This is a genomic window from Mucilaginibacter flavus (assembly GCF_030409315.1).
Taxonomy (GTDB): Bacteria; Bacteroidota; Bacteroidia; order Sphingobacteriales; family Sphingobacteriaceae; genus Mucilaginibacter; species Mucilaginibacter flavus.
This window is the reverse complement of the sequence record NZ_JAUFPS010000033.1, coordinates 1-15107: the sequence shown is the minus strand read 5'-3', so window position 1 is coordinate 15107 and position 15107 is coordinate 1. Positions and strand designations below refer to the sequence as shown.

Sequence of the window (15107 nt, the reverse complement as noted above, 5' to 3'; positions counted from 1 at the left end):
GGGGGCTCTATGAACATTCCATCATTAATATTCTGGGCGGTTTTTGTACTGCCAATGGTTGCTTTTTTAGTTTGGCTAATGCGCCAGGATAAAAAGAAAGGTGTAACCGGCTTAATCGTATTGGCTATTACCGTTGTTGGCGGTATAGTTTACATGTACATCAAAACTGGTGGTAAGTAATGGGCTATTGGTTGCTTAAACTGCCGGTTTCGGATATTTGTGGCATTTTATGAAACTGGAAAATAATTGGCGTTTCAAATCGCTACAAAACCTGGAAAAAATAGACGTACCCAATTCGACTGCCGGGGCGTCTCATTTGGTGAAAAGATCTTTAACGTTATTGTCCACGCCCTTAAATAAATATACTACTGAAGATTTACGTTTAATGATAGGGCAAGGATTAGGCCTGCCGTATCTTGTGCCGCTCGCTATTGAAAAACTTGGTGAAGATTTGTTTGCCGAAGGCGATTACTACCCCGGTGACCTGTTATCAAACGTGCTTAATGTTGGCAATAGCTTTTGGATAAATAACGCCGAATTACGAAGCGAGGTAGTAAACCTTATCAGGCATAAAAAAATTGAATTGCTTGAGAGCGAAATTAAGCTTGGTTCTTTTGAAATTGATTAAGAACCAATTTAAACAGGCTCATTCAAAAAAAAAACTTTCAATTTGCTATTAATCCCTTATAAAAGGTTTGCGCATATCCGACAATCGTTTCGGCATGATCCAATCCATTGATAATTTTGCGGGCGTTTACCCAATCTGTTATGGTAGAGGTAAAGTATTTGCCAAGGCCTTTGCCTGTAAACAAACCGCCTGTCATTCCTTTAATCATGATCTTGGCGGCTGTGGGCGGGTCTAAAGCCAGCTCGGGGTTCTCCAGCAGGGGGAGGTGTAATAAATGCTCCATGTTTTCATAATTTTCAAACCAGGTTAATTGTACGTAGCCGCGGCCATAGTATAGTTTATCGGGCGTAATGTACGGAATGCGATGCCCGGGGCCGTTATTCATTTTTAATTTTTTGCCATAATCATTGCCGGCACCCTTGCCAAATTCTGTTATAGGCTGCATAGTTCTGTCGCACTCATGAAAAACGGTGGCCAGCATGTAGGCGGTTTTGCGGTTATCGGTAATGCCCGCTTCTGTAACGGCTGTTAAAATAGTTTCGATGCCATTAATCTGGCTTTGGGAAAGATGACCGCCAAACATAGGACGAATGGTGTCATAAAGGTGTTTTGTACCTGACATAGGTTTTAAGATTTAGAAGTTAATAGCTTATAGCCGGTATCATATCTTCAACAGATAGATAGCTTTTGGAAGAGAAAATAAGATATAGGCCTTGTGATGTAAATATAAGGATTTACAGGCAAATTATCAATAGAAAACAGCCAGGGTCGATCAGTTATTGACAGCTTTTGCTATAAAAAAGGCGCTTACAGTTTTATGCTGCAAACGCCTTTGATTATGTTTTTAGGTTAGATATTATTTACCAAATCGTTCTTTTAAATAATGCCCGGTGTGTGATTTTTTTTCCTTAATGATGTTTTCGGGTAGGCCTTCAAAAACTACTTTGCCGCCGCGGTCGCCGCCATCGGGGCCAATGTCAATGATCCAGTCGGCGCATTTAATCACATCCATGTTGTGTTCAATTACAATAATGGTGTTGCCGTGTTCCAACAGGGCATCGAAAGATTTGAGTAGTTTTTTAATATCAGCAAAATGCAAGCCGGTAGTAGGCTCATCAAAAATGAAAAGCGTTTTATGCGTATTGTTGCCTTTTACCAGGAACGATGCAAGCTTAGTACGCTGCGCCTCGCCGCCTGATAATGTGTTTGACGATTGGCCTAATTGTACATAGCCCAAACCTACATCAACCAAAGGTTTTATTTTGGCAATGATTTTTGGCTCTTTGGCAAAAAATATCAGCGCCTCGTCAATAGTCATGTGCAGCACTTCGGCTACGTTTTTTTCATTATAAGTAATGTCAAGAATGTGCTGTTTAAAACGGTTGCCGCCGCAGGTTTCGCAGGTTAAAAAGATATCTGCCATAAACTGCATCTCTATTTTTACCTCACCTTCGCCTTGGCAAACATCACAACGGCCACCCTCTACGTTAAACGAAAATGCCGATGGCTTTAAACCCGCCGCTTTTGCTGCCGGTTGCGCGGCATATAGGTTGCGGATCTCGTCCCAGGCTTTCACATAGGTAACCGGATTTGAGCGCGATGAACGGCCGATGGGGTTTTGATCAACTAACTCTACCTGTTCAATTTTGGCGTAATCGCCCTCAATGCTATCGTATGATCCGGTTTGCTCGCCCGAGTAGTTACCCAGCGTTTTTTGCAGGGCCGGGGCCAGGATGCGTTTCACCAAACTGGTTTTACCAGAGCCGGATACACCGGTAACTACGGTAAGCACACCCAACGGAAATTTGGCGTTTACGTGTTGCAGGTTATTTTCGCGGCCACCTTTTATTTCAATATAGTCGTTCCATTTGCGGCGGGTGGCCGGTATGGCAATTTCTTCTTTTCCGCTCAGGTATTTACCGGTAAGGCTATGGTCGTCCTTAATAATTTGATCATAGGTGCCGGTAAAAATCAGCTCGCCACCATGGGTGCCGGCTTCGGGGCCAATGTCAATAATATGGTCGGCCGCTTTCATAATTTCTTCCTCGTGCTCAACCACCAAAACTGTGTTACCCACATCGCGTAAAGATTTCAATACGCCAATTAAACGCTGCGTATCGCGCGGGTGCAGGCCGATACTTGGTTCGTCCAAAACATAAACCGAGCCTACCAAACTACTGCCCAATGAGGTAGCCAGGTTAATACGCTGCGACTCGCCGCCCGATAAGGTGTTGGATAAACGGTTTAACGTTAAATAACTTAAACCAACATCGTTTAAAAATACCAGTCTGTTGGTGATTTCCATTAAAAGGCGTTTGCCTACTTTGGCATCAGTTTCGTTTAGCTGAATATTTTGAAAAAAATCCTGAGCCTTATCCAGCGGCATTAAAACTACATCGGTAATAGAATGATCGTTAATTTTTACATAAGATGCATCCTGGCGTAAACGACTGCCCTTACACTCGGGGCAGGTAGTTTTACCACGATAGCGGGATAGCAAAACCCGGTATTGAATTTTGTAAGTCTGTTCCTCCATCTCCTTGAAAAACTCATCAAGGCCCCGAAAAAACTTATTACCTGTCCATAATAGCTTTTGCTCTTTGGCGGTAAGCTGGTTATACTGGCGATGGATAGGAAAATCAAACTTTAAGGCATGTCTTACCAGGTTATCGTTCCACTCGCGCATTTTTTCGCCGCGCCATGGTGCAATAGCACCTTCGTAAATGGATTTGCTTTTATCGGGAATCACCAAATCCTCATCAATACCAATTACCTTACCGTAGCCCTCGCATTTTTTGCAGGCACCGTAAGGATTATTAAAGCTGAAAAAGTTTGGCGTAGGCTCTTCAAATTTTATCCCGTCTAACTCAAACCTGTCGCAAAAAAAACGTTCGATTTCTGTCTCGGCATCGGGTTCCTGGTAACGCACATAGCAATCGCCTTTACCTTCAAAAAAAGCGGTTTGTATCGAGTCGCCAAGGCGACTTACAGTTTCATCTTCTTCATTTTTAGTAACACGATCAACCACAATACGTACGGCGGTGAGTAGTGAGTGGTGGGTAGTGAGTGGTGAGTTTTCGTCATTTTCACCCTTCGCCTTTAAGTTTTCGCCTTTTACCTCAGAACTTTCGGCCTTCGCTTTGGCGCTCTTACCTTTCGCCTTTATGCTTTCGCCTTTCACCTCTTCCTCTACCAACCATGATCCATCATCAACAATGCTGGCATCCTCTAACAGGGCTTCAATTTTTGATAACTTGCCCTGGTACTCAACCCGTACAAAGCCTTTTTGCATTAATACGGCCAGCTCTTCTTTTAAGCTGCGGTTGTTATGCGGGTGCAACGGCGCTAATATGGTAACCTGGCTTTCATTGGGCAGGGTAAGGATAAAGTTAACCACATCGGTAACCGAATCTTTTTTTACCACCTCGCCCGATACCGGTGAAATAGTTTTACCAATGCGTGAAAAAAGCAGCTTCAGGTAATCATAGATCTCGGTAGATGTACCCACAGTTGAGCGTGGGTTTGAGGTAATTACCTTTTGCTCAATAGCTATAGCGGGGGCAATACCTTTAATGTAATCTACATCGGGCTTGTTCATACGGCCCAAAAACTGGCGAGCGTATGATGACAGGCTTTCCACATACCGGCGCTGACCTTCGGCATACAAGGTATCAAAGGCCAGTGACGATTTGCCCGAACCCGACATGCCCGTAACCACAACCAGTTTATTTTTAGGAATAGCCACGTCCATATTTTTAAGGTTATGTACGCGTGCCCCCTTGATGATAATATGTTTCGACGGATCTTTTTCTGCTTCTTTACTCATTCTTCGAATTAGTTCATGGTTCATAGCTCATGGATCATAGCCTCGCCGGCTGGTTCATGACAAAATTTATACCATGAACTATGATCTGTTAACTATGAACTTTTTGCGAGCGCAAAAATCCTAAAATATTTAGCATAATCCAAATTGGTTTCACTTTGTTTAGGGTATTATTTCATTTAAATAACCGAGTTTACAGTTTGTTGACTTTTAATTAATTAAGATGGTTTTTGGGGCGAAGACTTAGCGTTAAAAACAATATTGAATTGCTGCTTTTTAAATAATGACATATTTTGTATTTTTACATTACAAGGCTATACGATGACTACGCTAACTGTAAATATTGAAGACAAAAAGACCGAAAAGGCAATTAAGGCTATTTTGGATGCTTTTGGATTGGATTATAATGTAGATAAAACAGCGCCCGCTACCCGCCCCTTGAACAAGCAGGAACAAAAAATGTATGACAGATTGGAGAAATCTGCCAAAGAGATTAAGTTGTATAAGGAAGGTAAAATTAAGTTTCAATCTGCAAGAGAGTTTCTGAATGAGTTATAATGTTGTTATTACTGCTCAGTTTGCAAAGGAAACAAAAGCAATAGCCAAAAAACATCAAGGAATAAAATCCGATATTAATAATTTGATTGTTGAGTTGGAAACCAACCCTACCGCTGGGCACAAGCCTTGGCCAAAACTTCTATAAAATCCGCATGGCCATTTCTGGCTCAGGAAAAGGAAAATCTGGAGGCGCACGAGTAATCACCTATGTGCTATTGGATGACCAAACAGTTTTGTTGATGGAAATTTACCTGAAAAGTGAGCATGATACTACCGATGCAAACGTGCTTTTTGAAAGGTTAAAAGATGCTGGAGTAATATAACAGTATTGCCATCCATCTATTTATAATCTCAATCCTTTCCTCTATTCCATTTTTAACACTTTTTAACATCTTGCCGGGCAATAAGTTGAAGCTTTTTGATAAATTTACTACACGAAAAGTTTGTAACGGTTTTAATACAATTGAGCAGCAGCCAATTTTTTAATCAACTAAATTTTTAGAATTTATTTTGGTGCTGATTAAACCTTTGGTAATATAAATTAGTCTAATAATACATATTGCAAAACAATAAATTGTTTTGCTGTTAATAAGCCCGATGTATTATTAAAAAAAGGCTGCAGCAAAAAATTTAATTTGTTTTTTAATGCAGAATTTGTTTTATTTGAAGTAACAATTTCTTAACCCTAAGGAGCACGCTATAGAATATACTTTACTTTTTAAGAGTTTAACTAAAAATTAAGTTTAAGTAGTACTTTCTATGGATTTTCAATTGAAGAGTGATCAGGATTTAATCCATCTATACATTGCCGGTGATGAAGCGGGGCTTGTAGAATTGATCAGGCGTTACCAATCAAAAATATACACCTCTATTTACCTGCTTGTAAAAGATGAATACCTTGCCGAGGATATTTTTCAGGATGCTTTTATTAAAGTGATAAATACCCTTAAAGCCGGAAAGTACAACGAAGAAGGCAAATTTTTACCCTGGGTAACCCGTATAGCGCATAACCTGGTAATTGACCATTTCAGGCGTGAAAAGCGTGCGCCGATGATTAGCAACGGCGACGACTTTGATATTTTTGAAGTGCTGGGCAATTACGATGAAAGCACTGAAGATAAAATGGTTAGGGAGCAAACCCATAAAGATTTGAAAGCCCTTATCCAGCTTTTACCATCCGAGCAAAAAGAAGTATTAATTATGCGTCACTTTGGCGATATGAGCTTTAAAGAAATAGCCGATATTACCGATGTGAGCATCAATACCGCTCTTGGCCGTATGCGCTACGCCCTTAATAACCTGCGCAAAATGATGCAGGGTAGGGAATTGAGTTTGAAAAATTAAGCTGCGCCGTTCATCGGTTTATTAGTTCACTCGTTCATTAGTATTTGCAAGTGGAATCTTGCTGAAAATAGCTCATTGGCAAAAATGCTGGTGAGCTATTTTTGTTACCGCCATCTACCAATAAACTAATAAACCAGTGAGCCAATGAACGTTAAAATAAACTAATTAGAAAAATTTCATTTAATTTTCATTTAACAAAATATTATCTTTAAGCCACCGTTATAAATCATATAAAAATTATAGTAAAATAAGCTTATGGATGAAACCTTTACAAAAACGTTAAATGCAACTGCTAATCAAGCTCTGATGAACGAGAATGCGCAAGAAAACCTGGATGCCGACGATATGATTTTTTATAATTCAATTCGTGCCGATTTGGACCTTTTAACTAAAAAGCCCAAAGTGCAAACCATACACCAGATTTTAGATTACTCGAAAAGCCTGCGCTAAGCACTGCTAATCCCTCACTGGTTCATAAATCACCGTTGTTGATTAAAGTTTACCGATGCGAATTGGAAAACCTACATCACAGTATTGATTTATGAACCTTTCTATTTTGGTTCATTTGTTCACTGGTTCATTAGTTCATTAGTAACTTACGCGGGAAGTTATTCATCTTTATATTTGTTCACTGATTAATGGACCATAATTTGAAGACGCAGCGAATTTGTATAACTGAATATCAACCGTAACTTTGCTTTTGGCCATGATCAATGAACCATCAACCATGAACTAAAGAATGTTAAAAGCAGATCGTTATAAACACTTTGTAGAATATTTTTCTAAAAACCAACCCAATCCCGTTACCGAACTGCATTATGAAAATCCTTTCCAGTTACTGGTCGCGGTGATCCTTTCGGCACAATGTACCGATAAGCGTATAAACCAGGTTACGCCCAAGCTGTTTGAACGCTTCCCAACACCCGAAGACCTGGCCGCCTCAACACCGGAAGAGGTTTTTACTTATATAAGGAGTGTGAGCTATCCTAACAATAAGGCCAAACATTTGGTAGGAATGGGCAAAATGTTGGTGGATGTTTTTAACAGCGAGATTCCACAAGGGGTAGATAACCTGCAGAAAATGCCCGGTGTTGGTCGTAAAACAGCTAACGTGATAGCTTCGGTTATTTTTGAGGAACCGGCTATGGCGGTAGATACCCACGTATTCAGGGTAGCTAATCGCATAGGACTAACCAATAACGCTACCACGCCGCTTGCGGTAGAGAAACAACTGATCAAACATATTCCTAAAGAATACATAGCTGTAGCGCACCACTGGCTTATTTTACATGGTCGGTATATTTGTGTGGCACGCAGTCCTAAGTGTGATGTTTGTCCGCTAACATGGTTTTGCCGTTATTACGAACGGAATAATACCGAGTCGGCACTGCTGAAGGCCGAAGCTGCTAAGGTTAAAAAAGCGAAGGAAGCTAAAAAGAAAACGGCGCTGAATAAGATTAGTAAGGAGTTGAAGAAGAGGAGTGTGGAGGAGGGGCTTTAACAAAAGCGTCATTGCGAGGAGGTACGACGAAGCAATCCCCTCTTTACAGAGCAAACCTATATGGCTCCTTTGCTAATCGGGGATTGCTTCGTACCTCGCAATGACAAGTTGTAAAACAAAAAGGGTTGTCAGTCTGAGCCTGTCGAAGACTCGCGCGCAGAGGCCTTCGCCCGCATGCTTCGACAGGCTACCCATGACAAGTTGTAAAAATGGAAGTCATCCTGAACTTGTTTCAGGACCCCATAGGACAAGCGACGGTAAGAAGTATACTTAGCAAGTGGGGTGCTGAAACAAGTTCGGCATGACGTCGGGATTAAAAGTGATTGTCATATCCACTTTCAAAGTCCACCGGATTTTATAACTCAGCATGACCCCGTTTTTTCTTGATTGTGATTTCACTTTCAGAGTTCTTGGATTTATAAACTCGTAATGACGGGGCGATATGCCTCCCCTTAAAATAAATTACTAAAAAAATTAGTATTTGTAAATAAAGTATTTATATTTGTTGAAGAAAACAATACGATGGCTAATAACATAGATAAAAACAATTCAGACAAGCTGAAAGCATTACAGCTTACTTTAGATAAGCTGGAAAAATCATACGGAAAAGGCACCATCATGAAGTTGGGCGATTCTGTTATTGAACCGACAGAGGTAATATCAACCGGCTCTTTAGGCCTCGATATCGCTTTAGGCGTTGGCGGTTTACCAAAAGGCAGGGTTATTGAAATATATGGTCCGGAGTCGTCTGGTAAAACCACTTTAGCTATTCATGCCATTGCAGAATCGCAAAAAAGGGGAGGTATCGCCGCTTTCATTGATGCCGAGCATGCGTTTGATCGTTTTTATGCTAAAAAATTAGGTGTCGATGTAGAAAACTTGCTGATCTCTCAACCAGATAACGGTGAGCAAGCTTTGGAAATTGCCGATAATCTGATCCGCTCCGGCGCTATTGATATTTTAGTTATCGACTCTGTTGCGGCCCTGGTGCCAAAAGCCGAGATTGAAGGCGAAATGGGTGATTCAAAGATGGGCTTACACGCGCGTTTAATGTCTCAGGCCTTACGTAAGCTTACCGGTACCATTGCCAAAACCGGCTGCTGCTGTATATTCATTAACCAGTTACGTGATAAAATTGGTGTTATGTTTGGTAACCCCGAAACTACTACTGGTGGTAACGCCTTGAAGTTTTACGCTTCGGTACGTTTAGATGTACGCCGTATATCACAAATTAAGGATACCGACGAAGTTTCAGGTAACCGCGTTAAAGTAAAAATTGTCAAAAATAAAGTTGCACCTCCGTTCCGTATTGCTGAGTTTGACATTATGTTTGGCGAAGGAATCTCTAAAGCCGGCGAAATCATCGATTTGGGTGTGGAGTACAACATCATCAAAAAAGCCGGTTCATGGTTCAGTTACGGTGAAACCCGTTTAGGCCAGGGCCGCGACGCGGTTAAGCAATTGATTTTGGATAACCCAGAATTACAGGAAGAGCTGGAAACTAAAATTAAAGAAACCGTAACCGGCGAAAGTCTGGAAGAAGTTTAAAATGATATCGGATTTCGGAATTTCGATTTCGGATTTATAAAGAGAACGAGCCTCCTCAAAAGGGAGGCTTTTTTGTTGGCAATAGTTTTCGGAAAAAGTTTAGCAAGGGTTTAGCACTGGTTTAGCAAAGTTTAGCAGAAAATGCTTTTCTATTGCTAAGCGATTACAGCTATGCATTTAAATTCATTTGGAAGTAATAAATCACGAAGTCATTAATTAGCTAATTCAATAATTATTACATTAGCTTGTGATGAGAAAACTGGTCGGCTTGTTGCTTTTGGGATTGATGATCCAGATCTCGGCCTGCAATAAAAAATCAACAACCGATCATAAAACCGTTTTCAACATCAACCTCGAAGAAGGCCTTACCTCGCTTGATCCCGCCTTTTGCCGTAACCACTACACCATATGGATGGATAACCAGGTTTTTAACGGCTTGGTGCAAATTAACGATAGCTTAAAAGTTGTACCCTGTATATCCAAAACCTGGCAAATATCAACAGATGGATTAACTTATACTTTCCACCTGCGTAACGATGTTTATTTTCATGATGATCCGCATTTTAAAAATATGACAGGCCGCAAAGCTGTAGCCTCCGATTTTGTATATAGCTTCGGTAGGTTGATTGACCCTAAAGTAGCCTCATCCGGCTCCTGGATTTTTAGTGACAAGGTGGTTGGAAAGGAAGCCTTTATCGCACCTAATGACAGCACCTTTATCATTAAGTTAAAACAGCCCTTTGCGCCATTTCTGAGCTTGCTCACGGCGCAGTATTGTTCCGTAGTACCTAAAGAGGTGGTTGAGTTTTATGGGAAGGATTTTCGTAGTCATCCGGTGGGCACTGGTCCGTTTAAATTTAAATACTGGAAAGAAGGGGAAGTGCTGGTACTGCTTAAAAATGAAAAGTACTGGGAAAAAGATAACAAGGGCGCTCGCTTGCCTTACCTTGATGCCGTACGGGCAACGTTCATCGCCGATAAACAAACCTCCTTTTTAGAGTTTGTGAAAAAGAAACTCGACTTTTTGAATGACATTGATGGCAGTTATCGCGATGATATTCTCACCAAATCGGGCAAGATAACGCAGAAGTATAAGGGTAAATTCATACTCAATACCGCGCCTTATCTTAACACTATGTACCTGGGCATATTGGTGGATAGTAGTTTATCTATAGTGAAAAAGTCGCCCCTGAAAATATTAAAGGTGAGGCAGGCTATCAACTATGCTATAGACAGACAAAAGATGATCAAATACCTGCGTAATAGCATGGGCACACCCGGCTATTCGGGTTTTATCCCTGAAGGTATGCCGGGTTTTGATGGTAAATGTGTTAAAGGTTATTCCTACGACCCCGACAAAGCCCGGCGCTTATTGGCCGAGGCGGGCTTTCCGGATGGTAAAGGCTTGCCCGAAATATCATTGGCCACCACAGTAGGCTACAGAAGCCTGATTGAATATGTACAAGGCCAGTTAGATAGGATAGGCATTAAAACCAGCGTAGAAATTACCCAGGGAGCCAGCCTGCGGGAACTGGTATCCAAAAACGGTATCAATTTTTTCTATGGCCAATGGATAGCCGACTATCCCGACGGCGAAAATTACTTATCAGTATTCTATTCAAAAAACAAAATTCCCTACGGACCTAACTACACCGGCTTCAATAATAAGAAATTCGATGCCCTGTTTGAACAAACCTACCAGGAAAAGAATGATTCGGCCCGCTATGCGCTGTATCAGCAAATGGATAACCTGGTGATGGAGCAATCGCCGGTAGTGGTATTGTATTATGATAAGCTGGTGAATCTATATCAGAATAATATATCGGGCTATAGTTTGAATGGGCAAAACTTGTTGGTGTTGAAACGGGTGGTAAAAGGTCTTTAATTCAGTTTTCCTTAGGGACTTTCTGAGAATGATTCTGCAAAAAAACATCCTGAAAAGTGACATTGTTTCGTCGGTATTTTACCCATGAAAGGTTGTAGACCCCAGACTTACGAAGTTTTCAAAACTTCGTAAGTCTTTCGCCGTTTTTTCTCTCTACCTTCATAGAACTCGGATTTCACAACTTATAGCAATTATAGCTTTCGTCGTTTTCGAACGCCATCTCACTGGTCTTATTTATCGGTATACTTCAAAGCGTCAGCAGTTACAATAGCAGCCTGGTCATTCTTAGCATTATCCGTGCCTAAAATAACAACGGCATCAGCACCAATACTTTTGCCATAATCTGATAATTTTCGTTTTACTTCTTCCTGATCCAGGAAGTTCTGACAGGTTAAATGGCCTATAACCTTGTACTCATGCTTAACGTCGTGAGTAGAATAATAGAGATCTACCGAAGTTGTGGGCGTAAGTCTGTCGCCAAAATAAGTAATCGGCACTATGGCGCAGGAACAGATCAGCAGGCAAAGGCTGGCTACGAGTAAAAGTTGCTTTTTCATAATGTGGAATGTTGGTAACGGTCAGACTAATCTATAGTGCGCAGGTTTACTGCATGTTATGTAAAAGTAATATTACAATACATTCCACAAAAAAAGCCTCCCAAAGGGAGGCTTTTAAAAATATAACTAAATCCGAAATCGAAAATCCGATATCCGAAATTAAGATGCCATTTGCTTACGGATGATGTTTAACGCGCCACCTGCTTTAAACCACTCAATTTGCTGAGCGTTATAAGTATGGTTAACCGGGAATGATTCAACCGAACCATCTTTGTGGTTTAACACAACGGTTAATTGTTTGCCTGGGGCAAATTCTGTTAAGCCGGTAATGTCGATAACGTCATCTTCCTGAATTTTGTCGTAATCGTTGTTGTCGGCAAAAGTGATACCCAACATACCTTGTTTTTTAAGGTTGGTTTCGTGGATACGGGCAAATGATTTTACCAATATGGCGCGTACACCTAAATGGCGTGGCTCCATAGCCGCGTGCTCACGTGATGAACCTTCGCCATAGTTTTCGTCGCCTACTACAATTGATCCAATGCCGTTGGCTTTGTAATCGCGTTGGGTAGCCGGTACTGGTCCGTACTCGCCGGTCAGTTCGTTTTTAACGCTATCGGCGGTGTTGTTAAAGTAGTTGATAGCACCAATCAACATATTGTTTGATATGTTATCCAGGTGACCACGGAATTTTAACCATGGACCAGCCATAGAAATATGATCCGTAGTACATTTACCTTTTGCTTTGATCAGCAATTTCAAACCCTTAATGTCGGTACCTTCCCATGCGGTAAATGGCTCCAACAATTGTAAGCGTGAAGATTTTGGATCAACAATTACCTGTACCTGGCTGCCGTCTTCGGCAGGAGCCTGGTAGCCCGCGTCTTCAACCGCGTAACCTTTAACCGGCATTTCAATACCCAGTGGCTCATCAAGTTTTACCTGCTCGCCGTTAGCGTTAGTTAAAGTATCAGTTAACGGATTGAAAGTTAAATCCCCCGCGATGGCTAAAGCTGTTACAATTTCTGGTGAAGCAACAAACGCGTGTGTATTGGGGTTGCCATCCTGGCGTTTAGCGAAGTTACGGTTAAACGAAGTGATGATAGAGTTTTTGCGTGTAGGATCGTCTGTATGACGTGCCCACTGACCAATACATGGTCCGCAAGCATTAGCCAATACCACACCACCCATTTGAGCAAAAGTATCCAGGTAACCATCACGGTCAACTGTATAACGTACAAGTTCAGAACCTGGGGTAATGGTAAACTCGGCTTTAGTAGTAAGGTGTTTATCAATAGCCTGTTTTGCAACAGAGGCAGAACGGGTAATGTCTTCGTAAGATGAGTTGGTACATGAACCAATCAAACCAACTTCTAATTTTGCAGGCCAGTTGTTTTCTTTAACAGCGGTAGCAAATTTAGAGATAGGCCACGCCAAATCCGGAGTGAAAGGGCCGTTAATGTGCGGCTCTAATTCAGATAGGTTAATTTCAATAACCTGGTCAAAATATTGCTCTGGGTTAGCGTAAACTTCCTCATCGCCGGTTAGGTGCTCAGCCACCGCATCGGCAAGTTCAGCAATATCAGCACGTTTGGTGCCTTTTAAGTAAGCGGCGATTTTATCATCATAACCAAATACAGAAGTGGTTGCACCAATCTCTGCACCCATGTTACAGATAGTTCCTTTACCTGTTGCAGATAATGAACGCGCGCCTTCGCCAAAATATTCAACAATAGCACCGGTACCACCTTTTACAGTAAGGATACCTGCTACTTTTAAGATAACGTCTTTTGCAGATGACCAGCCAGATAATTTGCCGGTTAATTTAACACCTATCAGTTTAGGGAATTTAAGCTCCCATGGTAGGCCAGCCATAACGTCGCAGGCATCAGCACCACCAACACCAATAGCTATCATACCTAAACCACCCGCATTTGGCGTGTGCGAATCGGTACCAATCATCATACCGCCCGGGAAGGCGTAGTTTTCTAAAACAACCTGGTGAATAATACCTGCACCTGCTTTCCAGAAACCAATACCATATTTATCAGATACCGAAGCAAGGAAATCATAAACCTCGCGGTTAATATCAACTGCTGTATTTAAATCGGCAACGGCACCAACTTTTGCTTGTATCAAGTGATCGCAATGTACTGTAGAAGGAACAGCAACCTGCGGACGGCCGGCTTGCATAAATTGCAATAAAGCCATTTGCGCTGTTGCATCCTGCATGGCCACGCGGTCTGGTGCAAAATCAACATAATCAACACCACGGCCAAATGCAGTTTGGGCATCACCTTCAGAAAGGTGGGCGTATAAAATTTTCTCAGTTAAAGTAAGGTGTTTACCGGTCGCTTTACGGGCAGCATCCACACGGGTGCTGTAGCGGTCGTAAACCTTTTTGATCATATCTAAATCAAAAGCCATTTGTATTTGATTTTTAGGTGAAAAGTAAAAGAAATTGACACTAAAATTAATTGTCAGAAACTTAGTGCGGCGAATTTACAAAATATAACATCTATTTAATAATCAAGCTTTCGCCAATGCTTATTTGGATATGTTCTAAATAAGTGAGTGGTTGATTAGGTTGGAGTAAGTTGGATTAAGTTGATTAAGTTGGAATAAGTTGATTAAGTTGGGATGTGCTGATAATAACTCAATCCAACTAAATCAACTCAATAAACCATGAACTTACACCAACTCATCGTTCTTTTTCTTTTTAATAAAGTGGATATAACCGTTCAATAATTTAAGACATTGATCGTAGTCATCCTGGAAAGATCTAAATGTTTCATCGTTAATATAGTTTTCATCTCTGGCGATGATCATGTGGTCAAGTGTTTCTGATAATGAGCCACGGGCGATGATACAAAAACGGATATTGTCCTGAAAATGGAATCGTCCATGACCTTCTGCTATATTGTTTCCAATTGATCTTGAGCACCTGATGATTTGGTCTGTTAATCTGAATTTTTCTTCCGATGGGAATCTTTTAACAACATCCGAAATAAATAGCCTGATTTTTCGGGCTTGTTTCCATGTTTCCAATTCAGCAAATGATGCCATTTATTTTCAGAATGTGCTTTTATTTGAAATGCGATAATTATTTTTCAACCCAATCAACCCAATCAACCCAATCAACCCAATCAACCCAATCAACCCAATCAACCCAATCAACCCAATCTGTCTCGTCCTGAAATAGGTTTACTAAATTAGTAAATCATTTAAATCATGATCAGGCGAGAAATAGTATCAAAGAAGCA

The 15107-nt window shown here is 41.1% G+C and carries 14 protein-coding genes; 9 read left to right on the top strand and 5 right to left on the bottom strand.

Annotation, left to right across the window (positions count from 1 at the left end; translation table 11 throughout):
* Positions 1-9: 9 nt before the first annotated feature.
* Both QWZ17_RS15250 and QWZ17_RS15245 read left to right on the top strand, forming a co-directional pair.
* Positions 10-180, top strand: a complete 171-nt coding sequence (locus QWZ17_RS15250) for a hypothetical protein (protein ID WP_290306122.1) — start codon at positions 10-12, stop codon at positions 178-180.
* Between the two features lie 49 nt (positions 181-229).
* Entirely contained in the window at positions 230-628 is a 399-nt protein-coding gene (locus tag QWZ17_RS15245) for a contact-dependent growth inhibition system immunity protein (protein WP_290306121.1), read from the top strand.
* Between the two features lie 37 nt (positions 629-665).
* Here QWZ17_RS15245 and QWZ17_RS15240 read toward each other — a convergent pair whose 3' ends face one another.
* Entirely contained in the window at positions 666-1250 is a 585-nt protein-coding gene (locus QWZ17_RS15240) for a hypothetical protein (protein WP_290306120.1), read from the bottom strand.
* 234 nt (positions 1251-1484) lie between these two features.
* Complete coding sequence (uvrA, locus tag QWZ17_RS15235) at positions 1485-4454, bottom strand: excinuclease ABC subunit UvrA (RefSeq protein WP_290306119.1); 2970 nt, start codon at positions 4452-4454, stop codon at positions 1485-1487.
* Positions 4455-4772: 318 nt separating this feature from the next.
* On the opposite strand from uvrA, the gene QWZ17_RS15230 reads away from it, so the two are divergent.
* From QWZ17_RS15230 to QWZ17_RS15200, 7 genes are all read left to right on the top strand, one after another.
* Positions 4773-5009: a hypothetical protein gene (locus QWZ17_RS15230; protein WP_290306118.1), complete on the top strand. Its 237-nt coding sequence runs from the start codon at positions 4773-4775 to the stop codon at positions 5007-5009.
* A gap of 89 nt (positions 5010-5098) precedes the next feature.
* Positions 5099-5332, top strand: coding sequence for a hypothetical protein (locus QWZ17_RS15225; protein ID WP_290306117.1), 234 nt, complete (start codon positions 5099-5101; stop codon positions 5330-5332).
* Between the two features lie 436 nt (positions 5333-5768).
* On the top strand, positions 5769-6353 hold the full coding sequence (locus QWZ17_RS15220) for an RNA polymerase sigma factor (RefSeq protein ID WP_290306116.1): 585 nt from the start codon (positions 5769-5771) through the stop codon (positions 6351-6353).
* Positions 6354-6608: 255 nt separating this feature from the next.
* Positions 6609-6803, top strand: a complete 195-nt coding sequence (locus tag QWZ17_RS15215) for a hypothetical protein (protein ID WP_290306115.1) — start codon at positions 6609-6611, stop codon at positions 6801-6803.
* Between the two features lie 289 nt (positions 6804-7092).
* Positions 7093-7854 carry an endonuclease III gene (gene nth / locus QWZ17_RS15210; protein WP_290306114.1) on the top strand — a complete coding sequence of 254 codons (762 nt, stop codon included), beginning with the start codon at positions 7093-7095 and terminating at the stop codon, positions 7852-7854.
* Between the two features lie 522 nt (positions 7855-8376).
* Complete coding sequence (gene recA / locus QWZ17_RS15205; protein WP_290306113.1) at positions 8377-9402, top strand: recombinase RecA; 1026 nt, start codon at positions 8377-8379, stop codon at positions 9400-9402.
* Between the two features lie 250 nt (positions 9403-9652).
* Entirely contained in the window at positions 9653-11287 is a 1635-nt protein-coding gene (locus tag QWZ17_RS15200; protein WP_290306112.1) for an ABC transporter substrate-binding protein, read from the top strand.
* Positions 11288-11517: 230 nt separating this feature from the next.
* Here QWZ17_RS15200 and QWZ17_RS15195 read toward each other — a convergent pair whose 3' ends face one another.
* The 3 genes from QWZ17_RS15195 to QWZ17_RS15185 all read right to left on the bottom strand — a co-directional run bounded on the left by QWZ17_RS15195 (position 11518) and on the right by QWZ17_RS15185 (position 14910).
* Positions 11518-11844 (bottom strand): hypothetical protein, encoded by a 327-nt coding sequence (locus QWZ17_RS15195; protein WP_290306111.1) that lies wholly within the window; start codon positions 11842-11844, stop codon positions 11518-11520.
* 159 nt (positions 11845-12003) lie between these two features.
* Positions 12004-14271, bottom strand: coding sequence for an aconitate hydratase (locus tag QWZ17_RS15190; protein ID WP_290306110.1), 2268 nt, complete (start codon positions 14269-14271; stop codon positions 12004-12006).
* Positions 14272-14535: 264 nt separating this feature from the next.
* The gene (locus QWZ17_RS15185) at positions 14536-14910 is read right to left on the bottom strand and encodes a four helix bundle protein (protein ID WP_290306109.1); all 375 of its coding nucleotides are present in this window, start codon (positions 14908-14910) and stop codon (positions 14536-14538) included.
* Positions 14911-15107: the final 197 nt, after the last annotated feature.